General features: G+C 45.6%; 18 protein-coding genes and 1 other RNA gene. 10 read left to right on the top strand and 9 right to left on the bottom strand.

Going from position 1 to position 26,027, the window contains the following annotated elements; translation table 11 throughout:
- Positions 1 to 108: 108 nt before the first annotated feature.
- From MHM99_RS06870 to MHM99_RS06860, 3 genes are all read right to left on the bottom strand, one after another.
- Positions 109 to 1,179, bottom strand: a complete 1,071-nt coding sequence (locus tag MHM99_RS06870) for a trypsin-like peptidase domain-containing protein (protein WP_014948356.1) — start codon at positions 1,177 to 1,179, stop codon at positions 109 to 111.
- 419 nt (positions 1,180 to 1,598) lie between these two features.
- On the bottom strand, positions 1,599 to 2,960 hold the full coding sequence (locus MHM99_RS06865) for a DegQ family serine endoprotease (protein ID WP_014948357.1): 1,362 nt from the start codon (positions 2,958 to 2,960) through the stop codon (positions 1,599 to 1,601).
- A gap of 88 nt (positions 2,961 to 3,048) precedes the next feature.
- The gene (locus tag MHM99_RS06860; RefSeq protein ID WP_014948358.1) at positions 3,049 to 3,483 is read right to left on the bottom strand and encodes a DUF1043 family protein; all 435 of its coding nucleotides are present in this window, start codon (positions 3,481 to 3,483) and stop codon (positions 3,049 to 3,051) included.
- A gap of 255 nt (positions 3,484 to 3,738) precedes the next feature.
- Between MHM99_RS06860 and zapE the strand changes: the two genes are divergently transcribed.
- From zapE to rnpB, 7 genes are all read left to right on the top strand, one after another.
- Complete coding sequence (gene zapE / locus MHM99_RS06855; RefSeq protein ID WP_239218695.1) at positions 3,739 to 4,836, top strand: cell division protein ZapE; 1,098 nt, start codon at positions 3,739 to 3,741, stop codon at positions 4,834 to 4,836.
- 330 nt (positions 4,837 to 5,166) lie between these two features.
- On the top strand, positions 5,167 to 5,889 hold the full coding sequence (locus MHM99_RS06850; protein WP_239218693.1) for a YebC/PmpR family DNA-binding transcriptional regulator: 723 nt from the start codon (positions 5,167 to 5,169) through the stop codon (positions 5,887 to 5,889).
- A 211-nt stretch (positions 5,890 to 6,100) separates the two neighbouring features.
- Positions 6,101 to 6,757, top strand: coding sequence for a nitroreductase family protein (locus MHM99_RS06845; RefSeq protein WP_239218691.1), 657 nt, complete (start codon positions 6,101 to 6,103; stop codon positions 6,755 to 6,757).
- Between the two features lie 434 nt (positions 6,758 to 7,191).
- Positions 7,192 to 7,506, top strand: coding sequence for a hypothetical protein (locus tag MHM99_RS06840; protein WP_239218689.1), 315 nt, complete (start codon positions 7,192 to 7,194; stop codon positions 7,504 to 7,506).
- A gap of 84 nt (positions 7,507 to 7,590) precedes the next feature.
- On the top strand, positions 7,591 to 10,146 hold the full coding sequence (gene secD, locus MHM99_RS06835) for a protein translocase subunit SecD (protein ID WP_239218687.1): 2,556 nt from the start codon (positions 7,591 to 7,593) through the stop codon (positions 10,144 to 10,146).
- Positions 10,147 to 10,307: 161 nt separating this feature from the next.
- A complete protein-coding gene (locus MHM99_RS06830; RefSeq protein WP_239218685.1) occupies positions 10,308 to 11,771 on the top strand; it encodes a potassium/proton antiporter in 1,464 nt (487 codons plus the stop codon).
- A gap of 37 nt (positions 11,772 to 11,808) precedes the next feature.
- An RNA gene (gene rnpB, locus MHM99_RS06825) (RNase P RNA component class A) lies at positions 11,809 to 12,159 on the top strand.
- A 68-nt stretch (positions 12,160 to 12,227) separates the two neighbouring features.
- Here rnpB and MHM99_RS06820 read toward each other — a convergent pair.
- Entirely contained in the window at positions 12,228 to 14,624 is a 2,397-nt protein-coding gene (locus tag MHM99_RS06820) for a TonB-dependent receptor (RefSeq protein WP_239218683.1), read from the bottom strand.
- 400 nt (positions 14,625 to 15,024) lie between these two features.
- On the opposite strand from MHM99_RS06820, the gene MHM99_RS06815 reads away from it, so the two are divergent.
- Entirely contained in the window at positions 15,025 to 15,969 is a 945-nt protein-coding gene (locus tag MHM99_RS06815) for an EamA family transporter (RefSeq protein ID WP_239218681.1), read from the top strand.
- Between the two features lie 19 nt (positions 15,970 to 15,988).
- Here the strand turns inward: MHM99_RS06815 and MHM99_RS06810 are convergent, their stop codons facing one another.
- Genes MHM99_RS06810 through MHM99_RS06800 form a run of 3 tightly spaced genes read right to left on the bottom strand, consistent with a single transcriptional unit; the run spans position 15,989 to position 20,831 of the window.
- On the bottom strand, positions 15,989 to 16,753 hold the full coding sequence (locus MHM99_RS06810; RefSeq protein WP_049586183.1) for a transporter substrate-binding domain-containing protein: 765 nt from the start codon (positions 16,751 to 16,753) through the stop codon (positions 15,989 to 15,991).
- Between the two features lie 23 nt (positions 16,754 to 16,776).
- The gene (locus MHM99_RS06805) at positions 16,777 to 19,656 is read right to left on the bottom strand and encodes an ATP-binding protein (protein WP_197047967.1); all 2,880 of its coding nucleotides are present in this window, start codon (positions 19,654 to 19,656) and stop codon (positions 16,777 to 16,779) included.
- A complete protein-coding gene (locus tag MHM99_RS06800) occupies positions 19,653 to 20,831 on the bottom strand; it encodes an ABC transporter substrate-binding protein (protein WP_049586185.1) in 1,179 nt (392 codons plus the stop codon). Before MHM99_RS06800 ends, MHM99_RS06805 begins: the two co-directional genes overlap by 4 nt.
- A 336-nt stretch (positions 20,832 to 21,167) precedes the next feature.
- Between MHM99_RS06800 and MHM99_RS06795 the strand changes: the two genes are divergently transcribed.
- The gene (locus MHM99_RS06795; protein ID WP_014948380.1) at positions 21,168 to 21,665 is read left to right on the top strand and encodes an exonuclease domain-containing protein; all 498 of its coding nucleotides are present in this window, start codon (positions 21,168 to 21,170) and stop codon (positions 21,663 to 21,665) included.
- Between the two features lie 72 nt (positions 21,666 to 21,737).
- Here MHM99_RS06795 and MHM99_RS06790 read toward each other — a convergent pair whose 3' ends face one another.
- Together MHM99_RS06790 and metK are read right to left on the bottom strand one after the other, a co-directional pair.
- Positions 21,738 to 22,208: a hypothetical protein gene (locus MHM99_RS06790; protein ID WP_014948381.1), complete on the bottom strand. Its 471-nt coding sequence runs from the start codon at positions 22,206 to 22,208 to the stop codon at positions 21,738 to 21,740.
- A 240-nt stretch (positions 22,209 to 22,448) separates the two neighbouring features.
- Positions 22,449 to 23,594: a methionine adenosyltransferase gene (gene metK / locus MHM99_RS06785; RefSeq protein WP_049586187.1), complete on the bottom strand. Its 1,146-nt coding sequence runs from the start codon at positions 23,592 to 23,594 to the stop codon at positions 22,449 to 22,451.
- Between the two features lie 427 nt (positions 23,595 to 24,021).
- On the opposite strand from metK, the gene tkt reads away from it, so the two are divergent.
- Entirely contained in the window at positions 24,022 to 26,013 is a 1,992-nt protein-coding gene (tkt, locus tag MHM99_RS06780; protein WP_049586189.1) for a transketolase, read from the top strand.
- The last annotated feature ends 14 nt before the right edge of the window (positions 26,014 to 26,027 follow it).

The raw sequence follows: 26,027 nt of genomic DNA, 5'->3' as shown, positions 1-26,027 counted from the left end.
GAATATCTATCTGGCGCTTTTTTTGTGTCTAATATCTATGCAGACTGGTATTAAATCTTCACGTTCTAAACTTGGGCAGCCGAACTAATCTGCCAGCTCCAACAATACTTATTGACCAGCGCGAAGCTCTGCGACCGTTGCCGTAAGAGTAATTGAACGCCCATCGCGGCTGAGCTCAATTTCAAGTTCAGTACCGGGCTCGGTTTCGGCAATCATATCTAACGTTTTTGATGCGCTCTCTAAACGTACGCCGTCTATGGCTACTATGATGTCGCCAGGGCGGATACCCGCGATGTCGGCAGGGCTGCCTTTAGCTACTGCTGAAACGTCTATGCCTGGTCGGTTGCGGTTTTCACCGCCAACAAAGCCAAGCTGCCCGCGAACAACACGTCCATTGCTGATAATTTCATCCATGACTCGCTTAGCTAATTCGTAAGGCACGGCAAAGTTAATGCCGTCTACATTGCGAGCGCGATTATTTGAATCTAGCACCTGGAAGTTGGCGTTAGTAATACCCAGCAAAATACCATTGCTATCTACCAGCGCGCCACCAGAGTTACCTTGGTTCAAAACTGCGTCGGTTTGAATGAAATCAACATAATTAGATAGACCGTTTCGTCCGGCTCTGCTTACTATGCCTTGAGTAATGGTTTGTCCCAGATCGAAAGGATTACCAATCGCCATCACCACATCACCCACATGGGTGTCAGGTTCCGATACCTGAGGAATAATATGCAGGTTATCAGCGGTGACTTTTAACACGGCAAGGTCGGTCAGTGGGTCGGTGCCCACAATTTGCGCTTCCAAAATACGTCCATCTTGAACCGCTACGTAAATGCTATCTGCATCTGCAACTACGTGGTGACAGGTAAGCAAATAGCCATTTTCTGTCATGATAACGCCAGAACCCAAATTGGTGCGCCCACGAGATTGATTTCTGAATAGGCCTGAGCCGTTCTCAATACTGACGCTGTAGATATTGACTACTGCAGGCGCAGAGCGGCTTAGGGCAGTAAAATAGCTTTCGCGACTAGCGCTTACTGAGGGAGAGTTAAAGAATCCTTGAGCAAGGCCTTTGCCTTGACGAAGATCGGGTAGGAAAACTAACAGTAATGCAGCAACAGCTACGCCAAGAAATACAGATTTTAGTAAGAAGTTAAAAATTGAGCGGCCAGTCACAAATCACACTTTTTGTTATCTGTCGCACTTAATTAATACGTGCCGTTAACTCAGCACTACTTCACAATCTTAAAGCGCAACATTCTTAAATTATCATCTTACGGCAAAGGATATCACTTTATTTAATAAACTACCGTAATGAAACGCAAATTTTGTGCAACTCAATTTGCACTAGCATGTACTTCAAAACCTCTCATGCTGTTCATACAGCCTTATTCACGCGGATATAGGTGTAGTTCGAGAATGCGGCTTATTAGAGAAGTCCGTAAAGAACCCCCGTTAGGAAGCTAGGAGCACACTGTTTTCAACGGTCATCATTTGAAAACAAAAACGGCGCTTATAAAGCACCGTTTTTATGCCAACCCTCAGCTTGGACACCAACGCGTCTGAGCGGAGGATGTAATTGAAGAGCTACATTGCTACTGTCTGATTACCAAATAAAGCGTAGAGTTTCCACGTTTTACATTGAGTGCGATAACGCCTTTAGCCTCGTCTAGTGCATTTCTGAACTCTGCAACCGTGGACGTACGTACGCGGTTAACGCCAATTATCACATCATCAGATTGAAGGCCAATTCGCGCCGCAGGCGCACCACGCTCGATATCAGAAACCACTACACCAGCATTACCAGCATCGTCCGTGCCGTTAGACAGGGTTGCACCTTCTAGGGCTGGGTGAATTTGAGCAGCCGTCACTGTCGTATCTGTAGCGTCATCTAATACAACGTCTACATTCATTTTCTTACCTTTGCGCATAACAGTGAGTTCAACTTCAGCGCCCGCGCCCATACTCGCAATTTTTGCGCGCAGTTCTTGGAAGCTATGAAGTTTACGACCATTAATGGCAGTAATAATATCACCGGCTTGCAGACCACCTTTTTCAGCAGCCGAGTCTGGCTGCACTTCGCTCACGAACGCACCAATGTTCACTTCCGCATTCATGGCTTCGGCAAGGCCCGCGTCAATATCGCTACCTAAAATACCTAGAAGGCCACGGCGAACTTCACCAAATTCTGCAATTTGATCAATTAGGCTTTTCATCATATTGGCAGGAATAGCAAACCCAATACCGACGTTGCCGCCGTTAGGACCAAAAATAGCGGTGTTGATACCAACCAGTTCACCGTGAAGGTTGACCAATGCGCCACCTGAGTTACCTCGGTTAATTGCCGCGTCAGTCTGAATGAAGTCTTCATAACCGCCAATGTTTAAACCTGAGCGACCTAAAGCACTAACGATACCTGAGGTAACGGTTTGTGATAGACCGAATGGGTTGCCAATGGCTACTACGAAATCACCAACGCGCAGCGCGTCAGAATCGGCTAGTGGTAACGCTTTTAAATCATCAGGTTCAATTTTAAGTAGCGCGATATCGCTTTGCTCATCTGAACCTAGCTTTTTCGCCTTAAACTCGCGACCGTCAGTTAACTTAACAGTGATTTCATCTGCATTATCAACAACGTGGTTGTTGGTAACGACATAACCTTTATCGGCATCAATGATGACACCAGAACCAAGACCTCGGAAAGGGCGTTCTTGAACCTGCTCTTGCGGGGCGCCGAAGAAGTAGCGAAACATCTCGGGTACACGCTGCGTAGAGGTTTGTGTTCCTTCTACCGCAATGCTCACTACCGCTGGGGTAGCTTCTTCTAGCATAGGGGCTAAAGAGGGAACTTCATCTTTCTTATCAGAAAAGAACGGTAACGCCGCCTGTGTGCTAGCAGTAAAGCCCAATGAACTTACAACAACGGCAGACGCCAATAGACAATGGCGGAAAGACATTTTCATGTTCGCTTACACTCCTTCATGTTATATGCGACATAGCATGGTTTCACTAAAAGAGTCCGAGGTCGTGATAAAGTTCCCGATGTTACTGTTTTTCTGCGGTATTCTTATCAGATCCGCCGACAAACAGCCCAGAACCCGAGTTAGCGAAGTCTCTTGGCTGTGTGTCAGATACACGCTGAACTCTCGATTTGTCAGACCCTTTTAGGTTGTTACGTAAATACGTCGTTGCTTGTTCCCCATAAAAAGGAACTTTGCTGTCATCATCGCTGCCTTGCTCAAGCAGCAATTCATACTCTTCAATTTGTTGCTTTAAGGTTTCGCACTGGCTTTCAATGCTCTCTAAGCTTTGACGAGTTTGATGAATGTGGTGTTGCGCCTGCTGTGCGAGGATCTCTTTAACTTGCTTCTCAGTCTGTGCAGTATTGCCTGCGCCCTGCTTTTGTTGAAAAAAGCGACCTGCGAAAAAGCCAATAATTAACCCAACTACTAACAAAGCAAGAGATACTAACAATTCCATTATATTCTCCGAATCAATCTACATCTTGCAGCCGACCTTTACTTCTACGATCTAAAAGCTGCTTTCGACCATACGCTGAATATAGCAAGGTCGAACCCGAAAAGCGCATACATCGTGACATTTATTCGGTGTATGTCGAATTTCAATGTGAGATTCTACCGTGATTTCCATTAAAATTAAGGTCATAATTGAGAAATTCAAGCAGGTCGGTGCAGCAAGCGCCGCTATTGACTTTTGTACGGAGTGGTTTCGGCGATGACGCCATGGGAAAAATATCAGCTAGATCTTCAGTCGTCTGACTTTCATTACGACGCGGCGCAAGAAAATGCAGTAAAAGAACTTCAGCGTTTGTTTGATGAACTTACCCAACCTGAAAGGAAAACGACGTGGCGGGTAAAGTTAAAAGCAGCGTTTGGGAAAGGCCATGCGAAGCCTGGTATCCAGGGCATTTACTTTTACGGTGGGGTAGGGCGAGGCAAAACCTATTTAGTAGATACATTCTACGACTGTTTGCCTTTCGAAAAGAAAATGCGCGTGCATTTTCACCGCTTTATGTACCGTGTGCACGATGAACTAAAGCAGCTTAAAAACGCACAAGACCCGCTAAAGCTGGTAGCGGCTAAGTTAGCAAAAGAAGCGCGGGTAATATGCTTTGACGAGTTTTTCGTGTCTGATATAACCGACGCCATGATTTTAGGCACGTTAATGGAAGAGCTGTTTGGTCACGGTATTGTGCTGGTGGCGACGTCGAACATAGTCCCTGACGATTTGTATAAAAACGGATTGCAGCGTGCGCGGTTCTTACCTGCTATCGATCTACTCAATCAGAATACCCGCGTGGTAAACGTTGATAGCGGTATTGATTATCGTCTTAGAACGTTAGAGCAAGCCGAAATTTATCACTACCCACTTGATGGCGAAGCCACCGAAAACTTGCATAGCTACTTTTCTCAATTAGCTCCGGAAGAAGGCTCTAAAGGCGAAGATATTGAGGTGAACAACCGAAAAATACCGACGCTTAGAAACGCTGACGGGGTATTGATGATTGATTTTAAAGCCTTGTGTGGCGGGCCCCGCAGCCAGAGCGACTACATTGAGTTAAGCCGTTGTTATCACTCAGTGCTTTTAGCCAATGTTAGGGAAATGGGCCAGCATAATGACGATGTGGCACGCCGCTTTATTGCGATGGTGGACGAATTTTACGAGCGAAATGTAAAGCTGATCATATCTGCAGAAGTCGCGTTGGAAAGCTTGTATACCGAGGGGCTACTTAACTTTGAATTCAGGCGTTGTCTTAGCCGCTTAAAGGAAATGCAGTCACACGACTACCTGGCAACCGAGCATTTGCCGTAAGCATAAATATGGAGTCAAAGTACATTTTGACCTCATTAAAAATGTGAAAGCTACCAACCTACACCCTTTCTAGGGGCGTTCACATTGGTATTACACGAAAATTAAGGTAGAATTTCGCCCAAATTTTTTGTGTCGCTTAGCCTACCGTTATTTTGGGCAGTGTTTCGCTTGGCAATTTTTAGCACCGTCGCGTTCGACCACTTATTGAAACGTCGAGTTCGGCAATGCTACCAAGTAAGGCAGAGCGATGCGCCTGATGAACGGTCAGGCAACAGGTAGCCCGATAAAACCCAACGCAGCATTTCAAATTGCGAGAAAGAGAATTTTAAGATGGGAAGAGCATTCGAAGTTCGTAAAAACGCCATGGCAAAAACTGCCGGCCAAAAAACTAAAGTTTATTCTAAATACGGTAAAGAAATTTACGTATGTGCGAAAAATGGTGGTGCCGATCCAGACACTAACCTTTCGCTTCGCCGCCTAATGGAAAAGGCGAAGAAAGACCAAGTACCAAGCCATGTTATTGAAAAAGCGATTGATAAAGCCGCTGGTGGTGCTGGTGAAGATTTTCAGCCTATGCGTTATGAAGGTTTTGGCCCAGGTAACTGCATGGTAATTGTTGATTGCTTGTCTGACAATGCAAACCGCACCATCACTGAAGTACGTAACTGCTTTACTAAAACCAACGCGAAACTTGGTGCGCAGGGTGCGGTATCGCATATGTTCGATCACCAAGCAGTATTCCAGTTTGAAGGTGACGACGAAGATGCCATCCTAGAAGTGCTAATGGAAGCAGACGTAGACGTAACTGACGTTGAAGTTGAAGGCGGTAAAGTTACAGTTTACGCGCCGCACACTGAATTCTATCAAGTAAAAACAGCATTAACTGAAGCCTACCCAGACATTAGCTTTATTGCAGAAGAAATGAGCTGGATGCCTCAGACCGAAACTGAGATTAGCGAAGAAGACATGCCGATGTTTGAAAAATTCATGGACATGCTTAACGACTGTGATGACGTGCAAGACGTTTACCACAACGCGATTACGCCTAACTAAGCTTCAGCTAATTTAGATTGATATAAAAACCCTCGCTAAGACGAGGGTTTTTTATTGTCAAAAAATATTTGAAACTAATTCGTTTTTTATGGGGCTTATCATTGAAAAGCTGAATCTATACCATACACGCCATATTCATTGAGTACTTTAATTTTCTGTTCGCAGCATTCATGCGTGAACAACAAATAGCAGACGTATTGAGGAGTTAGTTGTGTCTCATCCAATTATTGAAGATTTAAATAAGCGTTACACGGTTAAACAGTACGATGCGAGTAAACGCATTTCAGCTGATGATTTGGCGACAATTCTTGAGGCGTTGAGACTATCTGCGTCTTCAATCAACTCTCAGCCATGGAAATTTGTGGTTGTTGAAAGTGATGAAGCCAAGCAGCGTTTACACGATAGCTTTGCCAATAAGCATCAGTTCAATAAGCATCACGCTAAAGAAGCATCGCATACCATTCTGTTTGCCTATGATCCTAAATTTACGAAAGAGAAATTTGTAAAGCGTGTCGATGCAGAAGTAGCGTCTGGTCATTTGCCCGAAGATATGCGTGAAAACTTCATGGGCGCTTACGCATTTGCGGAAGCGAACACCGATGAAAACGGTAACAACGCGGCTTGGACCAAAGCGCAAGTTTATCTAGCATTAGGCAATGTTCTTCACACGCTGGCGCGTTTAGGCATAGCGTCTACGCCGATGGAAGGTGTTGACGCCGAATTGCTTGGCGAGCAGTTTAAAGGCGAGCTAGACGGCCACGTTTGCGAAGTGGCACTTGCCATGGGCTACCCAGATACAGAGCAAGATTGGAACCATGGTCTACCGAAAGCGCGCCTTGCAAAAGAAGATGTGATCGCGGTTGTGTAATACCTGACAACACAAGCTTGCAATGAATATAACAAAGCCCGCTTAGTGCGGGCTTTGTTTTGCCTTCTTACTTTTGTGTTCTGGCTTCCATTTACTGTGTTCATTATAAATGGCTTCAAATGGCTCGCGATTTCCTGTTATGTCTAGCAATGGCTCCATTGCCTATTGATATACAAACAGCACAAAAAATCACCTTATATCCAAGTGAGTAAACTTACAAGAAGAAGCGATGGGCAGAAATGTAAAACCCAAAAATTATGTGCTTCAACGGTAATCTCGTTACTCACGATATTGAATAATGTATACTCACCCCAATATATGCGCTATAAAACAGCGCGTGTTTTAAGCGCGACTTTTCCTTCACATATAGACAATTCACTACTTTGAGAGCACTTAACTTTCGCCACGGGTTTTCGTCCTACATGCCGCTTTTCATGGCATGGGTACTCTCGTGTCTCATCCTTAGTGCAAGCTTCCAAAGTGGTCAAATTAATAATGAAGTTGAAGTAAGTCAGCAGTCACCACTTGCCCAATTTAACTACGCGGGCAAAAGCTATTCGTTACGGTTTACCGGCACTAAACTAGAAAACAATGACGATCAAGGCGATGGACCTGAGGCAATTGTTGAATTGACCTTGGGGGTTATTGCTCTGGCTATTGTGTTGTGTTTGGGTATGGCAAATGTTGTACCCCGTGCTCGCAAACACTACCGCCAACCTTCTCGCGGCCCACCTTTATTCCTGAGCTAATTCTCTTTTTGCCTTAATGCGCTAGCACGTTCGCTTAGCTACATATTAAGGCGCTTTAAAAATTTAATTATTCAGGATTCTAAAATGGCACGATTTTCATTTCGTGGCTTTGTGTATGTGCTCATCGTTATGCTCGGTTTACTGAGCGCTGCGCCCAACATATTGCCACAATCAATTAAACAGCAGTTACCTACGTGGTACACCACTTCCACACTATCTTTAGGCTTAGATTTGCAAGGTGGTTCGCATCTGCTATTAGCCGCAGACACCAACGCCTTGTTTGAAAAGCAACTCAACAGCTTTTCGAGTGACTTACTTAGCGAATTGCGCAGTCAAAACGTGCGCTATACAAAAACGTCTCATTCACTCACTCATAAAGATAGTCGTTCTGGAAGTGTCGTCTTTACATTGCGTAGTGCAGATGATGCGAGAAAGGTAAAAGACACCGCATACCAAATTTCCGCTCAGCCAAATGGTTCAAGTGCACTTGATGTAGAGATAAAGCAAAGCACCGTTACCCTTACGCTTAACGAGCTATATACCGAACAACTGGTTAAAGACACGTTAAGCCGAAGTGTTGAAGTAGTTCGAAAGCGTTTGAACGAAACAGGGCTTACTGAGCCTAGCGTTACGCTACAAGGTAAAGACGCCATTTTAGTTCAGATGCCGGGTATGTCTGACCCCACTCAAGTTAAAAAATTATTGGGCACTACCGCACAAATGACTTTTCACTGGGCCGCGAACAGCCAGTCTGAGCAGGTAATGAATAAGCAAGATGCGGCGGGTAATACCTATCGCTTAGAGCAAAAAGTGGCGCTAGAAGGTGAGCATATTACTGATGCTGCAGGTGTCTTAAGTAGTGAAAATGGCCAGCCAGTAGTGACTTTCCGATTAGACAGCGCAGGTGCCAAGCAGTTTGCCACTATGACACGTGACAACATCGGCCGTGTGCTTGCTATCGTCCTTGACGACAAAGTGGTTACAGCCCCCGTCATAAATAGCGTGATTCCGGGTGGTCGTGGTGAAATAACCGGTAACTTTACATTGCCCGAGGCGGGCAATACGGCACTAATGCTTCGCACTGGTGCGCTACCTGTGCCACTTACCATTATTGAAGAGCGTACGGTGGGGCCAGATTTAGGCAGCGATGCAATTCAAACCGGAGTGGAAAGCGGCGTGGCAGGTGCGTTACTGGTATTGGCATTTATGGTGGCGATTTACGGCAGGTGGGGCGCTATCGCAAGTTTTGCTCTTTGTATCAATATGGCGTTGGTGTTTGGCGCACTAACCCTGTTTGGCGCAACACTGACGTTACCGGGCATTGCAGGTTTGATCCTAACCATGGGCATGGCGGTAGACGCGAACATTTTGATTAATGAACGTATTCGTGAGGAAAGTAAAAAAGGCCGTCCGTCAGCCAGTGCAATAGAAGTGGGCTTTGAAAAAGCTTTCGCGACAATAGTAGATTCAAACTTCACTACGCTCATAGCGGTAAGCTTGTTGTTTATATTTGGTAGTGGGCCTATCAAAGGGTTTGCCATCACCATTGCCCTTGGTCTTGTATCTTCAGTATTTACTGCGGTTGCCTTAACTAAAATGTTGATGCTAAGAGCGGTTAAGTTGAAAAAAAGAAACACGAGAGATCGCACGCCCATGCGCTTCTCGTCGCCGCTACTGCGGTTGAGTGATAAGCTTAGCGGTATTAACTTTCTGGCGAAACGTAAAATCGCACTAACTGTTTCGATTGTGCTAACCGTACTTTCAATCGGCTTTTTTGCCAAACCAGGCTTGCATTATGGCGTCGACTTTACTGGTGGCACTATGATTGAGCTGACCGCACCAACCCTTACTACCGATGAGCTAAGGAATGTGATTGAAAGCAATGGCTTTGAGCAAATAGCAATTCAAGAATATGGCAGTGAACATCACTATTTATTGCGAGCACCTGTTCTAGATAGCAGTGGCGAGCTTGAAAATAGTAATGCAAAGCAGACTGATGCCCTAAAACGTGCGATTTCGAAAGCCGACAGTGAGGTAAGTTTTGATAAAATTGATATGGTTGGACCCAAAGTCAGCGGAGGCTTTGCCGAGCTATCCATTCTAGCATTGCTTATCGCAGGTGGTGGCATGTTGGTGTATCTGTGGGCACGCTTTGAAGCGCATTTCGCGAGCGCAGCGCTGCTAACCGTGATACTCGATTTAACCAAAACCATAGGCTTTTTCGCGCTTACGGGCATCGAATTTAACTTAACGGCTGTCGCAGCACTGTTGGCGCTCATTGGTTACTCTATAAACGATAAGGTGGTGGTGCTTGATCGCATCCGTGAATTATTGCGTTTAGACCCAAACAAGCCATTGGCAGATACTATTAATGAGGCCGTGAACAGCACGCTAAGCCGCACAGTGTTCACTTCCGTTACCACGCTGTTGGCGTTGTTACCGATGGCTATTTTTGGCGGTGATGCAGTAGAAAGTTTTGCAGTCCCTATGGTTTTTGCTGTCGTGATTGGCACGTCATCGACCTTGTTTATCACCTCTACGCTGTTGTATTTGTTGGGCAGCAGAAGAGAGAAACAAGGCAAAGCGCAGCTAAAGCCTACTGCAGAAGAGATTAAGGCTTCGTTGTCGCACATCCCTTAGGCGGCACAAGTTCCTTAACCCCAATACCTCAGCGGGCTTTTGTACCTCAATACATTGGTGCAAAAACGCGGTAAGGTAGCAGTATTAACAGGAACCCTTGATGCATTCACGCATACCCTAATAATTTGCGTGAGAGCATCAAGGGCAATAAGGAACGTATAATGTTTGCAGTTGATCACATTATTTTACTCAGTGCAGTGCTTGCCATTTTGGGCGTACTGGCCAGTAAATTGTCCCCGCGCTTTGGCGTACCTGTTTTAGTTTTATTCCTTGGTGTAGGTATGTTGGCTGGAGAAGATGGTATCGGCCGAATCTTCTTTGATAATGCTGATGCTGCGCATGCCATTGGTACATTTGCTCTTATTCTCATCCTATTTGATGGTGGTCTGCAAACGTCAAAAAAGTCCATAGCGCAGGCGTGGAAACCCGCCGCGTTACTCGCCACTTTTGGCGTAATTGGTACGGCAGTGGTCACCGGTATCGCTGCTATGGTTATTCTCGATTTACCGCTTTATAAGGGCTTATTGCTTGGTGCTATTGTAGGGTCGACAGACGCCGCAGCAGTGTTTTCTGTTTTGCGCAACGCTGGTATACGCATTCCTTCAAAAATAAAATCCACACTAGAGCTAGAAAGTGCGTCGAATGATCCAATGGCCATATTCCTCACGATTGGCCTTATAACGCTTATTCAAGACAGCACCACTAAGCCAGTTGACTTACTTTCGCTGTTTGCCAGTCAAATGGGAGTAGGAGCGATAGTGGGCCTTGCCATTGGCGGTATTGCTGTATGGCTTTTCAGACGCGTCACCTTAATGGCCATCGGTTTGTACCCGGTATTTGTGATGTTGTTTGGTGTATTGTCTTTTGGCCTTGCTGCGAACTTAAATGGCAGCGGCTTTCTCGCTACCTTTATTACGGGTGTTATCGTGGGTAACAGCCGCTTTGCTTATCAGCGTAATACGTTCGTGTTTCTGGATGGGCTGGCCTGGCTTGGGCAAATTGCCATGTTTGTTATCTTAGGTTTGTTGGTAACGCCCACCGAGCTGTTTGTTAATTGGAAAGAGGGCCTTTTAATTGCGTTTGTGCTTATTTTTATTGCCCGTCCGCTGGTGGTTATGCCTATTTTATTGCTTTCGAAATTTTCGTTCAAAGCATCGTTGCTTATCTCATGGGTGGGTTTACGCGGTTCGGTGCCAATTATACTCGCTATATTTCCGCTAATATTCGGCATGCCATATGCCGAGCTCATTTTTAATGTGGTGTTCTTTATCGTGCTTATTTCCGCCTTATTGCAAGGTTCCACCTTACCCTATGCGGCGCGTAAGTTAGGCTTAGTATTGGACGATGAAGTAAAGGAATCGAGCACGCTGGAGATTGTAAAAGTCGCTAAGAGCAAGCGCGAGCTTATAGAAATAGAGGTATCGAAGTTATCACCGGCACTACATAAAACCATTAGCGAATTAGCCCTTCCCGATAATACGGTAGTGGCGATGATTGCCCGTGGTGAAAAAACCCTTATACCTAAAGGAAGTACCAAAATAGAAATGGGCGATCAAATTTTCATTATCACCAAACTGCTCGATAAAAGCGCCGTTGAGCACTGCTTTTACAGCGAGCAGGAATAGGGTGCTATTGTAGGGGACTTCATGTAGAATGCGCCGCGGAGTTGGCCAGGCAATCGCCGCTTTCGTAAGAAAGGGGAGGAAAGTCCGGGCTCCAAAGGGCAGGGTGCCAGATAACGTCTGGGCGGCGTGAGCCGACGACAAGTGCAGCAGAGAGAAGACCGCCTAAGCATGTTTACATGCCGGTAAGGGTGAAAGGGTGCGGTAAGAGCGCACCGCACCTCTGGTAACAGAGTGTGGCAAGGTAAACTCCACCCGGAGCAAGACCAAATAGGATCCCTCAACGTGTGGCCCGCATGGGGATCGGGTAGGTTGCTTGAATCAGTGAGCGATTGCTGATCTAGAGGAATGGTTGCCCACGACAGAACCCGGCTTACGGCCAACTCCACTCTTTTCCCAAAAGAAAGTGAAGCCTCTACCTGAAGGGTTATTTCCTCAGGCAGAGACATTTATCGCTCGTTACTGAAAGAAGTAACGGAAAGTTGCGCCTACTGTACGTGGCTGGTTCACCGTAAATCCAAGTCGAGCTCGTCCACCACGTTCTCGATCAAAGGACAGCTGCGCGTTTTCATCGAACAGGTTGTTTGCATACATTAATATTTCATAGTCATCGTAGGTAAGACCGAAGCTCATATTAAGCGTGCCGTAGTCGTCTAACAACAAGTCTAATTCCGTTGTTTCTGCGCCAGTGGCACCGCCAAAGGCAAGGCCTGAAGTGAATATACCTGCGCCTGCAACTTGGTCACTAGGCTGGGTTATACGGTCTCCCACGTACTGGTAAGAGCCTTGGAAATAGGTGCTGTTTGAAGAGAATAAAGGCTGCGCTAAATCGTAGGTAAATGCGATGGAAAAGCTCTCTTCAGGTACTGAAGCTAGGCGGTTACCGTCTTCTACGCCACCTAGTACCGCACCATCACCATCAACAACGGTTGAATCGAACTCGGCTTCAATGATGCTACCCGTTAATGAGAAAAAGAGCTGGTCAGTAAACTGACGCGTAAGCTCAAATTCAATACCTTGGGTGTGGGCGTCAGGCACGTTAAATGATACACGTGACGAGCAAGAACCAGCATCCAATGTAACCTGAAGATCTTCAATATCGTTATAGAAAGCCGAGATGTTAGCTGACCATCCACGACCTGATGATTTCATACCGATCTCATAGTTGGTGAGCTTTTCATCGTCATAGTCTTGGAACGAACCAAAGATGGCTTCATCTTGGTCGGTACACAGGCTTCTATTTAGCGGGTCATTTACACCGCCAAGTCTAAATCCTTGAGACACCTGAGCATTTAAGTTCACGTTTTCGCTTACGCTATACTGGCCGATAACGCGAGAAGTAAAGCCATCTGATTCTGTAGAATCGGTCTGGTTGTCGCCGTTGGCAAATAAGCCCCCAGAGATAAACTGACGCTCTTCTTCATAATCGTAAAAACGAGAGCCCACGGTCATTTTAAAGTCATCGTTCACTTGATAGTTCACTTCACCAAACACAGCAAGCTGCTTCAAGTCGTACGGTAAATAGGCGTTGTAGGGAGAATCAGCTTCAAAACCATTGGCAACCGCTGCTGACGTGCCTTCACCTAAGGTGGCGTCGGTAAATGCGTCGTACCCAGGGGTAGGGAGTGATTGGTCGTAAACACGCTCTGTAGAAGAGTAGAAAGCGCCAACTAGCCAGTCTAGCGCGCCATCGCCATTGGATGCGGCGCGAAGCTCAAAGGTATCTTGCTCTACTTCCGTTCTGTCTAATAAGTTCGACGGTAATAGTACGGCTTCATCAGGAAAACCTAAGTCGATACTTACTGAGCCCGAAAGCGCGCTGGCATCACGACTTACAAGAATATCGCGGTCGGTATAGCTATAAACAAAGGTAAAATCAGCAACGTCGGCTTGATATTCAGCAGTTACATCAGCTATCAAGGTTTCGTCAGTAAACCCTTCCTCAAGCAGTAAGTACTGTTCGCGCTCACCCAATTGAATAGCAGGGCGTGTCGTAGTGTAAGGGTTTGCAAACACATTATAGACTTCTTCTCTGTTAAACCCGTTCATCTCGAGTTCTTGGTAGATTAGTCGCGGTGTTATGGTGAGTTTATCGTTAGGTGCGATAATAAACGCTACGCGTCCACCGGTTCTGTCACCGTCATTAGCGTCTTCGCTAAACGCGCCGTTTTCACCTAACGCATCTATAAAGCCTGCGTAATCAGTGCGGTATACCACCGCGCGCATGGCAATGGTGTCGGAAATAGGTACGTTTACCATGCCCTTAACGTGACCGCCCACGCCACCGTCTGTCACACTATTAAGATTAGCTTCAAACTTACCTTCAAAGGTATCTAACTCGGGCTGATTGGTGATGTAGCGAAGGGTTCCGCCGATAGAGCCAGATCCAAAAAGCGTACCTTGCGGACCACGCAGGGTTTCAATGCGGTTAAGGTCGAAAAGGTCGAGATCTGGAGTAAATAAAGACAGCGAGATCACGCTTTCATCGAGGTATACGCCGACCTGTTCCTTAACGCCTGGTTGGTCTCGTACAATTTGACCCGCTGAAACGCCACGCATAGATACTTGGCTTTGGCCTGGTCCTAAGTTTTGAATTGAGACGCTCGCCACGTTTCTTGCGACGTCTTCTAAGTTTCCTGCACCGCTGCGTTCAAAGTCTCGCTGCGTTTGTGCGTTGATTGAAAAAGGAATGTCTTCAATGGATTCTGCACGCTTTGTTGCAGTTACTATGATCTGCTCAAAGTCATCGTCATCCTTTTGTTGTGTGTCCTGCGCCATTGCACCGGAGCTAAGCAGCCCCATTACCGCAACGCTAAGTGTGCTTCGTCTAAACGACGATTTTTCTATTTTAAACATAAGTCCATCCAGGTTTATTGTTTCTATTTTGTTATCAGGCAAGGGCGTAATGTGGCAAAAAAGTTGGGTTATTTCCATAAATTGCGAAACAAATATTTCATTTTTTGTTGTATCTAAAGCTGTATGTTTTTCTTGTTGATTTAGTGTTAATTGTAAGTATGTGGGGAATGTGCGTCTAAAAGGTCAAAAGAAGCGTCTATCTAGCTAATTACAAAAGCAAAAATCTAAGTATCATCTTTATGAGAGAGGTGTTGACCCTATGAGCAAAAATCACTGGGTGATAAAAGCAAGCGGCAGCAATCGGTTTATATCAGCGTCACAGTAAAAGCTGATGGGTTAAGTCGAAAGTACAACACGAAAGCACTGTTCAACAGTTAAAGCTAAGAAGGTAAGTAATAGAGTGGAGAAAGCAGTGAATACAAGCGATGTAGTAAAAGGGGTCTTAGCAATTGTTATCGCAAGTTTTCTGTGGGGGACAACAGGCACTGCCGCTCAGTTCGCCCCAGAAATCAGTCCTCTGGCAATCGGTGCCTTTGCAATGGGTATAGGCGGTGTATTGCTTTGTGTTAGTGCCCGAAAATCACTAGTAAAGGATGCACCTATTCTTTTTTCTACACCACTGACCTTTCTGTTTGGCAGTGCATGTGTTGCAATTTATCCGCTGGCCTTTTACAGCTCAATGCGTTTGTCAGGCGTTGCCATAGGCACCGTGGTTTCTATCGCCAGTGCACCACTATTCGCTGCGCTTTTAGAGTACTTTTTAAGTAAAAAGCCCGTGTCTTTAAAATGGTTTATTAGTTTTGTGTTTGGTGCGTTTGGGATTGGCATGTTAGCCATGGGGAAGGCACACGACTCAATGGCGTTGTCAGCATCTAAAGATGATCAGGTGTTCGGCGTTATATTGGGTTTAATTGCAGGTTTAACTTACGCTGGATACTCATGGGCCGCGAAGCAACACATTGACGCTGGCGCAAATTCAAAATCTGCCATTGCCGGACTTTTCGGTTGCGCTGCCGTTGCTCTGTTGCCTTCCCTCTGGTTTACCGGTCAAAACTTGTTTGCTAACACTATCCACATTAGCGTTTCACTCTATATGGCTGTGGTGCCGATGTTTCTTGGTTATTTGCTATTTGGCTATGGTCTTCGCACTACCGAAGCGAGTAAAGCTACGCTTATTACGTTAATTGAGCCACTGGTTGCGACACTTTTTGCTATTTTTCTAATTGGCGAAGTATTCAAGCCGGTGGGGTGGGTTGGCATGACGCTGGTGTGTCTTTGCCTTTTAATCCAATCGATAAAATTTCCCTTTGCTTTAAAGCGCTATGGCAAAAAAGCAACGGCGTAATGTTGAAACCGCGTGTGGCTTATAATGAAAAGTCAGAATACTTGTTAAGTATTCTATCAATTTGACCCGTTTGTTTTAATTCAGCAATGGCGCGGTTAATGGCGGGGAGCTTATCTTTATGTCGATTGTGAATACGCAACGCCATTTTGCCTGCGGTATGGATGGGGCCCAGCGCTATTTTTATGTTGTGCATTGAAGACCAGTAACGCGCCGCTGCTTCCTCCATTATGATGACATCTATCCGTTTCATGCCAAGGGCTAAGATAAGGTTACTCTCGGCTTGAAAGTCCATTCTAACGAACTTATCAGAATCAAAATAGACATAGCCGGAGATCATCCCTACGGTTTCACCGTAGATAGAGGCGACGGTTTGGTATCGGCTATGGTTTTCAGGCAGAGTAATAAAGTATTCTGTGATGTCTATAATGGGATCTGAGAAAGTGAAGTCGCCCGCGGGCTCATCTTTAGACAGCCAGCTTGGACTGAAGAAGTCGAAATCAAGAGCGCCTGTTTTAAATGCTAGCATGGCACGTTTGGTAGAGAGCATGACTTTTTCTGTCTTAATATCTGCTCTATTCATAATAAGGGGAAGGATTTCAACTAAAATACCGGCCCTATCTTCGTCGACAGCATTTTCGTACGGGATAGAGCTGCCTGACGTTCCAAGATTATATCGCAGTACTTCATCTGCAGTCGCGCCACCGCCAAAAAGCGAAACGTTAATCAATAAGATAAACGAAACAACTTTTTTGATGTGTTGGGCTAGTCTCGCTAAGGCGTTCACTCAAGATGTTCCACTTCAATAGATTAATGAACGACGCTTTCTTCACTATTTCTTTCAATGCTTGCCCAATGCTCAACTTTGTCGATGAGGTCAATAGCATCAAAAGGTTTACTTAGATAATCGTCCATTCCGGCGTTAACGCAGCGCTCTTTGTCACCTTTCATGGCATTGGCGGTTAGTGCGATGATCGGCACATTCAAATAGCGTTCTCCGGCCTCACCATTTCTTATGCGTTTAGTTGCTTCAAAGCCGTCCATTTCTGGCATTTGACAGTCCATCAAGACAACATCAAAGGTCACTTTCATTTTGTTCAACGCTTCAAGTGCCTCTAGGCCTGATTTGGCACTCAATGTAGTGTGGTTATTTAGGTGCTGTTTAACAATAACCTGATTAATGTCGTTGTCTTCGACAATTAATACTTTGCGTTTTTTCCCTTTTTCCCGTTTCACTCCTGAGGAGTGGTGAACTGGCTTAAGCAGGGCTTCGTCGGCTTGTTCAAGCATAATAGTGAAAGAGAACGTGCTTCCGTGACCTTTAACGCTCTCAAGTTTTATATCGCCGCCCATGAGTTCGCATAATTGTTTGCTAATAGAAAGACCAAGGCCTGTTCCGCCGAATTTGCGAGTTGTAGAAAGGTCTTCTTGGGTAAAGACATCAAAGATTGTACTTTGCTTGTCTTGTGCGATGCCAATGCCGGTGTCTTTTACGCTACATAAAAGCCTAAGGCTGTTATCTGCATTTTGCTGAATGCTGGTGGTGACTTCAATACATCCACTGTCGGTGAACTTCACGGCATTACCTAACAAGTTCGAGAGTATTTGTCTAAAGCGAACATCATCGCCTTGTACAACGTGAAAGCCTTGTAAATCAAAGTGAAAATGTAGCGCTAACCCTTTTTCTTGGCACATAATCGCGTACTGACTTTGAAGGTTTTCAAGCGACTCTAAAATGTCGAATGGGTTTTCTTCAATTTGCAGTTGGCCTGCCTCAATTTTAGAGAAGTCCAAAATATCATTTACGATATGTAAAAGGCCTTGGATACTAAACTTAGCAAGAGACAGGTAGTGCTTTTGCTCCTCAGTGAGTTCAGAGCTAGCCATTAACTGCAAAACACCAGAAATACCGTGTATTGGCGTGCGTATTTCATGGCTCATACTAGCGAGGAAACTCGATTTAAGACGGGCAGACTCTTCCGCTTTTTCTCGCGCATCCTGAAGATACTGTTCGGTTTGTCGTTGTTGAGTAACGTCCTGTTGAAACCCGATATAGTGAGTGACTTCACCATTTATTTTTACCGGCGTTAAATTCAAACGATTATAAAAGGCGCTGCCGTCTTTTTTATAGTTGAGCAGCGTCGTTTCAATAGGCTCGCGCACTGCAATAGCCTCGCGGATTTGGTCAACTGTCTGCTTGCTGGTTTCATCGCCCTGCATCGACCTGCAATTATGACCGATTATTTCTTCACGACTGTAGCCTGTAAGCTCTTCAAAGGCACTGTTTACGTATATTATTGGTTGGCCGACGCGCTTAATGTCCGAAATGATGATCGACACGGTTGCTTCATCCATAGCGTGAGTGAGCACTTTAACGTGACTTTCAAGAGAGCGTTGTTCAGTTTCGTCGCTACCAACATAGATATCACCACGAATATTACCATTAGCATCGGCCAGTGATGTTTTAGTCCAATGAACAAACCGCTCTTGGCCGGTTGATACCGAAAAGTGTGTAAGTTCATTGCTCTGTGAAGAAGCAAGCTTTTGCATAATGAACTTCAAAATACCGTTCTTTTCACCGTACTGGTCATGACAAAAGTCGTCGAAGCGCTTATTAGAAAGTAAAATTTTCTTGTCTTGATCAACCACAACAAGCATATCGCCCATTGACTCCAACACGTTAGAAAACTGTTCGTTAGACAGTGAAACCTCTGTCAAATCCCAAATCAGTTTGTCAAACGCTTCGCGAATATCCGCAAGTTCTTGGGCCTCAACTTCACTATCAAGGCGTAGTGAGGTCTTATCATCACTGTTTAGTCGATTCTTAATGTCATTGTACAAAGTCGAAAGTGTTCGCTCGGCAAGCGTTCCCGTCATACTCACCATATGCAAAATGATAAATACGAAGCCTACAATCATTGCCAGCAATACAATCCCAGTCCATGCGGCTTCTCTGTATGCGGTGATGGTGGGTTTCACGCTGTATAAGGTTAGATTTTGCCAATCAGCCTTTTTTATAGCGTAGCCGCTGTCATCAAAATCGGAAAAGCTTGAGTTGGGAGCAATGAGTGATGGCTCACTGCTAAACAGGACATGCCCACTAGAGTCGGTAACAAGCTGGTTAGTCAGTCTGGGATAGGGCGCGAGCAAAGACTGCAAGCTATCCACATACATGACAAGTGCGCCTTCCGCTACGCCTCTAAGTAACACTGGAACGCTTATTAATACGCCGTACTTTGATACCGAGGAGTATGCATTCGATGAACCAAGGGTTTGCTGGCGCCATGCACTACTGAGCGACTCGGGGATAACAGCATTCCAGTTTTTATCAATCACCCGGTTCCCGGCAAAATCAAATAGTGCAAACTCGACACTTTTCGCCTGAGTTAAATTTAACGAGCGGAAAAACATGGGAAGGTAATTATCCCTTTGCTCGAAATCAACCAAAGAATTGATGATGATATCGTTAGCTGCCAAGTCTGCTAGCTGTCTAGTGGTGTCGCTAACAATGTAATTGATATCTTGTTCTAAACCATCAACAGATTGTTGTTGAAGCTGGTCGGTTTGTTTAACAATGAAGTGAAAAGAGAGAGCAAACAGAATGATAGACAAAACCGCGACGAGTAAAACCAGTCGCGGAAGCATGCTTGAAAGCAGAAGAGAGCGTAACCTTGGGGGCTGCTGCATCATTGCACGCCCGTTGTTACCAAGTGACCTTTTTCGTTAAACGTAGTCATAAAATAATCCTTTGCCCAGAGTGCATCGTGTCTGTCCTCTGAAAATGGAGCTGTGTAGTGCTTCACTGCACCTTGGACATTTTGAAGAGACTCTAGCGCACCGCGTAATGCGTCTACTTCTATACTACCAGCTTTCGCAGCAGCTGCCGCGATTAAATGAGTTAAATCATAAGCATGAGCCAAACCTGTCACACCACCTATCGCAGTCGCATCCACCAAGCCATACTTACTATAATAGGCTTCTAACAAGCTTTTTGCTTTGGTATTTTTCTGGTGGTTGAAGTGGAAGGTTTGAAGTACTGACACATTGTAGTTAGCGATGGGCTTTGCAAGTAAAGAGGCGAACTGACCCGACGCGACTCCCCAATGCGACACAACAGGGAGAGAGGCGATGCCTTGTTTTGCCATCTCATCGAGTACCACAACACCTTCAGGAACGTTAGTGACAAGAATAATCGCTTCCGCTTTCGCGCTTTTTATTGCCGCGATATCCTCAGAAAAGTCTTTCTGCTGCCAATTTATCCAATGGGTTGCTGTTATATCAATATCATTATTACTTGCAGCTTGAGTTAATGATTCAAGGTTTGAGCGTCCCCATCCTGTTCTTTCCAGTACCAACGCGATATTTGATAGCCCCATATATTTGACGTGATTAATTAGGACTGACGCTGCTTCAGCGTCGCGTACCGACACGCGAAATATGTTATTCGGTGAGTGCCCGTTGTCGATAATAGGCGTCCCCGCTGCCCAAGGAACCAACATCAAAATGTTTTTTTCGTGTATTGGGTCGACTTCAGCGAGAACTACAGGTGTATGAACGCCGCCTACTACCGCAAGTAAATTGGGAGTTTGGGAAAATTGCTCAATGTTATATACACCTCGAGCTGGGTTGCCGCGATGGTCTTTCGCAATAACTTTTATTTGACGACCTAGAATCCCACCAGCGGCATTTATTTCGTCGACGGCAAGCTCGACCCCTCTTGTAATCGCGATGCCACCTTCAACAGCTACCGCTGAAAGATCGGCATCAATACCAATCACCAGAGGCTCCGTTGAACTTAATGCTTTACTTGCAGTAAAAATTGAAAAGACGCAAGCCAGCGAGAGAAAGATAGAAAGTGCACGCATGAATAGGCTACCTAAATGTTAACCTTAAAAGTGTATAGCAATGTGCTCAGTCTTTTAGCGTAAACATCTTATCCTTTAGTATAAGTTTGATGCTTTTTTGAGAGCTTTTACGAGATTTTTGAGCGCTGGCGACGGGGTGGTGTACTAAACGAGTGCGCATTAATTGTGGCACGATTCTACTATTAGCTTATATCTCGAGAAGAGTGGTTGTACATTTGCTAAACAGTGTTCGACGTTGTTTAGTTGTTCCTCTGGTGACGAGGTAGCAGTAAAACCGCCTGATAAAAATGGTTTGCGTATGTTGCAAGCAAGGATAAACAGCGGTTTGGAGCGTGAGTGCGAAAGAATACCCTGCCAACAATAATAGACATTGAAGCAAGTGGATTTGGCGCAGCGAGTTACCCTATTGAAATAGGTATCGTGCGCTATGATGGTGCAAAGTGGTGTAAGCTACTTCGGCCCTTTGACTCGTGGGTTCACTGGGATCGAAAAGCGGAGTCACTGCACGGCATAACGCAGCAGATGCTGCAAACTCGAGGAGAAGAGCCTCGAAAAGTCTGTGTTGAGTTAAATAACTTCCTTGGCAATACGGTTGTTTACAGTGACGGTTGGGTCGTTGATAACCCGTGGCTAATTAAGCTCTACGCCGCAGCGCAGGTAGAAATGTCTTTCACGTGTAGAGCATTGGAATATATTTTGTCTGAAGCACAAATGAATCAATGGCATGAGGTGAAAAGCCGCCTTGCGAGCCAACTTGATGTTAAGCGTCATAGAGCGAGTTCCGACGCGATGGTAATTCAACAGACTTACGCAAAAACCTTATCATTGGCATAACGGCAACTACGTTTCGTCTTTATGATGGGGTGTAATACTAAAAGCGCACTGTGAGTGCAATGTAGCGGTGACCTAAAACAAGTAATTGACGCCCAATGAGAGAGCCATATTCTCTTCTTCCCCAACTTGCCTATGTTCAAGCTCTACCGCCATGTTTAAACCCTCGCTTTTGCCAAGCAGCCAGCCCAACCGAGTAAAAGTACCTACATCATGTGGTAAATAAAGCCACTCTGCGTAATGCTGAAAGGCGGTATTGTTGGTTTTGTACGTTGCATAGACCTTTTGCGGAACCCAAGTGTTAAACCGCCTGCTGGCGCTAAACATACCTTGTGAGCCCGCTGGGTAGGTATAACTGTTGTCGTATAGATAAGTTTCGGTTGTAGATTGAATGCGGTACATACTATTTAGCTGCCACCGCGCTATTTTTTTGCTTTTGAATTGGATAGGACTGTAGTGGGGAGCATTTATTTCCGCGAGCACGGGGGAAGCCGCCATAGACGCAGCCAAAGTAAGTGCCAGAAGAATTCCAGTAACCACATTCATGGAAGAGCCCAAGTTGTTGTTATCATGGCTTGTAAACAACCAGAAACTACAAGCGATAGTGTGTTCGTTATTTAAGCATAGCTGCAAAAAATAAATGATGAAAATATTCTTTACTGTTTTTTATTTGTTTCGTTGATTTTGCTAGCCAAATAAAAAACGCCGCTAGTTTATACAAACACTTTTTTGCAAAGCGTCATAAAAACTGAGCGGCGTATTTAAAAGCGTTATTTGGTTGTCGAATTAAATCGATGCTTTTAACGCTTCTGCTTTATCTGTTGCTTCCCAAGGGAATTCGTCACGACCAAAGTGACCGTAAGCAGCCGTTGGGCGGTAAATAGGGCGCTCAAGGTCTAGCATTTGAATAAGTCCATACGGGCGTAGGTCGAAGTGTTCACGGACCAGTGCTACTAACGTTTTCTCATCTACCACACCTGTACCGAAGGTATCGATGCTGATAGACGTTGGCTCTGCCACACCAATTGCATAAGACACTTGGATTTCGCAACGCTTGGCAAGACCTGCTGCAACAATGTTCTTAGCAACGTAACGACCCGCGTATGCTGCACTGCGGTCTACTTTTGATGGATCTTTACCAGAGAACGCGCCACCACCGTGACGGGCCATACCACCGTAAGTATCAACAATGATTTTACGACCTGTTAAGCCACAGTCGCCCATTGGACCACCGATAACGAATCGTCCCGTTGGGTTAATGTGAAAGCGTGTATTTGCATCAATCCACTCGCTTGGAAGCACTGGCTTGATTATTTCTTCCATTACCGCTTCGCGAACAGTTTCCGTGCTTACTGAATCGCAGTGCTGAGTTGAAAGCACAACCGCGTCGATGCCTACAGGCTTGTCGTTTTCATATTTGAAAGTAATTTGGCTTTTAGCATCTGGGCGTAACCAGTCTAGCTTACCAGATTTACGCACTTCGGCTTGTTTTTGAACAAGGCGGTGAGAGTACGTGATTGGCGCAGGCATTAGTACGTCAGTTTCGTCGCTAGCGTAGCCAAACATTAGACCTTGGTCACCAGCACCTTGTTCTTCAAGGCTTGCGCGATCAACACCTTGATTGATGTCAGGTGACTGTTTGCCAATAGCATTTAATACCGCACATGAATCAGCGTCGAAGCCCATATCTGAGTGCGTGTAGCCAATTTCTTTAACTGTTTTTCGGGTAAGCTCTTCAATATCTACCCATGCAGAGGTAGTTACTTCACCACCCACTAAAACCATACCGGTTTTTACATACGTTTCGCAGGCCACCCGAGCGCGAGGATCTTGTTCTAAAATAGCGTCAAGAACCGCATCTGAGATCTGATCAGCAATTTTGTCCGGATGTCCTTCAGACACTGACTCGGATGTGAATAAATGCGTGGCCATAAATGCTCCGTAAGCGTTAAATTATCAAAATAGTCGTATATTGTACTAAAACAAGTTATAAATACCAGTCTTTACTTCTAGACGTCTAAAAGTCTCTTCGTTACGAATAGTTGACACAACCCGATCACTTATAGGGTTATTCAGGTCGTAATTGTCGAAGTTAATGATGTATTTGTAAAACTAGGCGTCAGATATAACTGTTTTTGCTGTAATGGGAATACGTGATGGTTAAGGTATAGACCATTTTTTACTATGACTTTCGCTATTGGCAATGAAAACCCATTGAACTGAAAGGTGGCATAGGTAAGAATAACGCCACATTCATTCGTATAAAGAAGTAGAGCGAACGCCTTACCTCTACGCTCGTCTAGCTTGCCTAGCCCGCTAAGATACGAAACAAAAGATACAAAATAAATCAGGAGACAACATGCCCTCTCGTCGTGAACTCGCCAATGCAATCCGTGCATTAAGCATGGATGCCGTTCAACAAGCTAAATCTGGTCACCCAGGTGCCCCAATGGGGATGGCTGATATCGCACAGGTACTATGGGGTGATTTCTTATCACACAACCCTGCAAACCCATCTTGGGCTAACCGCGATCGCTTTGTGCTTTCAAATGGTCACGGCTCGATGCTGTTGTACTCTCTTCTTCACCTTTCAGGCTACGAACTGCCAATTGAAGAGTTAAAGAACTTCCGCCAATTGCATTCAAAAACGCCAGGTCACCCAGAGTACGGTTATGCGCCAGGTGTTGAAACGACCACTGGCCCACTAGGCCAAGGTATCAGTAATGCTGTGGGCATGGCGCTTGCCGAAAAAGTACTAGCGGCACAATTTAACAAAGATGGTCACACTATTGTTGACCACCACACATACGCATTCTTAGGCGACGGCTGCTTAATGGAAGGTATCTCACACGAGACCTGTTCACTAGCCGGTACGCTAGGCCTTGGTAAGCTTATCGCGTTTTGGGATGACAACGGCATTTCAATTGATGGCGAAGTGGAAGGTTGGTTCACCGACGATACACCAGCACGCTTCAAGAGCTATGGTTGGGAAGTGATCGATGGCGTTGACGGGCACGATGCAGAGCAAGTAAAAGCCGCTATTGAAAAGGCACAGGCGAATACTGCGCAACCTACGCTTATTTGTTGTAAAACCACCATTGGTTTCGGCTCGCCTAATAAAGAAGGTACCGAGTCTTGTCACGGTGCACCACTAGGTGAGGACGAAATTGTCGCTACTCGCGAGAAGCTTGGCTGGAGCCATGGCGCGTTCGAAATTCCAGACGATATTTACGCTGGTTGGGATGCTAAAGAGAAAGGTTCAAACGCGGAAAGCGCGTGGAATGACGCTTTCGCTGCATACGAAGCCGCCTACCCAGAGCTTGCAGCAGAATTCAAACGCCGTGTAAATGGCGAGTTGCCAGCAGATTTCAGCGACAAAGCAGACGCTATCATCGCTGAACTTCAAGCTAACCCACAAAATATCGCGTCACGTAAAGCGTCGCAAAATGCACTGAATGCGTTTGGTCCGTTACTTCCTGAGCTTTTAGGCGGCTCTGCCGACCTTGCTGGTTCTAACCTTACCATCTGGGAAGGTAGCAAAGGCGTTGAAGCAAACGATGCCTCAGGTAACTACATTTATTACGGTGTACGTGAGTTTGGTATGTCGGCCATGATGAATGGTATTGCCCTTCACGGTGGCTTCAAGGCATACGGTGCAACCTTCCTAATGTTTATGGAATATGCACGCAACGCGGTACGTATGGCAGCGCTAATGAAGCAGCCTGCAATTTTCGTTTACACCCACGATTCAATTGGTCTAGGTGAAGACGGCCCAACTCACCAGCCGGTGGAGCAGGTGGTTGCGCTACGAGCAACGCCTAACCTTGATAACTGGCGCCCTTGTGATCAGGTTGAGTCTGCTGTGTCGTGGAAGTCTGCTATTGAGCGCACTGACGGCCCAACAACGCTGATCTTCACGCGTCAAGGCTTAGCGCAGCAAGAAAGAACGGCTCAACAAGTGGCTGATATCGCGAAAGGTGGTTACGTACTTAAAGACTGCGAAGGTACGCCAGAGCTTATTCTTATTGCTACCGGTTCTGAGGTTCAGCTAGCCGTTGAAGCCGCAGCGAAACTAACCGAGCAAGGTAAGGCCGTTCGCGTAGTGTCTATGCCATCAACTGACGTATTCGACCGTCAGTCTGCTGATTACCGTGAAAGCGTACTGCCTTCTAGCGTTGTTAAACGCGTAGCGGTTGAAGCGCTGTCTAAAGATAGCTGGTACAAGTACGTTGGCTTTAATGGCGCTATCGTGGGAATGGACACCTTTGGTGAATCTGCACCTGCTGGCGACCTGTTTAAGCACTTCAACATTACCACTGACGCTGTAGTAGAGGCTGCACTGTCTCTATAAGAGGTAATAGATAA

The sequence above is a fragment of the Alteromonas sp. MmMcT2-2 genome, from assembly GCF_022348305.1.
In the GTDB taxonomy this organism is placed as follows: Bacteria; Pseudomonadota; Gammaproteobacteria; order Enterobacterales; family Alteromonadaceae; genus Alteromonas; species Alteromonas macleodii.
The sequence above is the reverse complement of the archived record's forward strand: the minus strand, read 5'-3'. Positions and strand labels throughout refer to the sequence as shown.

Coding starts and splice junctions, on each gene's coding strand:
- MHM99_RS06865 (WP_014948357.1), bottom strand. CDS start 2,960: ATGTCTTTCCGCCATTGTCTATTGGCGTCTGCCGTTGTTGTAAGTTCA.
- MHM99_RS06860 (WP_014948358.1), bottom strand. CDS start 3,483: ATGGAATTGTTAGTATCTCTTGCTTTGTTAGTAGTTGGGTTAATTATT.
- zapE (WP_239218695.1), top strand. CDS start 3,739: ATGACGCCATGGGAAAAATATCAGCTAGATCTTCAGTCGTCTGACTTT.
- MHM99_RS06850 (WP_239218693.1), top strand. CDS start 5,167: ATGGGAAGAGCATTCGAAGTTCGTAAAAACGCCATGGCAAAAACTGCC.
- MHM99_RS06840 (WP_239218689.1), top strand. CDS start 7,192: ATGGCATGGGTACTCTCGTGTCTCATCCTTAGTGCAAGCTTCCAAAGT.
- secD (WP_239218687.1), top strand. CDS start 7,591: ATGGCACGATTTTCATTTCGTGGCTTTGTGTATGTGCTCATCGTTATG.
- MHM99_RS06830 (WP_239218685.1), top strand. CDS start 10,308: ATGTTTGCAGTTGATCACATTATTTTACTCAGTGCAGTGCTTGCCATT.
- MHM99_RS06820 (WP_239218683.1), bottom strand. CDS start 14,624: ATGTTTAAAATAGAAAAATCGTCGTTTAGACGAAGCACACTTAGCGTT.
- MHM99_RS06805 (WP_197047967.1), bottom strand. CDS start 19,656: ATGATGCAGCAGCCCCCAAGGTTACGCTCTCTTCTGCTTTCAAGCATG.
- MHM99_RS06800 (WP_049586185.1), bottom strand. CDS start 20,831: ATGCGTGCACTTTCTATCTTTCTCTCGCTGGCTTGCGTCTTTTCAATT.
- MHM99_RS06790 (WP_014948381.1), bottom strand. CDS start 22,208: ATGAATGTGGTTACTGGAATTCTTCTGGCACTTACTTTGGCTGCGTCT.
- metK (WP_049586187.1), bottom strand. CDS start 23,594: ATGGCCACGCATTTATTCACATCCGAGTCAGTGTCTGAAGGACATCCG.
- tkt (WP_049586189.1), top strand. CDS start 24,022: ATGCCCTCTCGTCGTGAACTCGCCAATGCAATCCGTGCATTAAGCATG.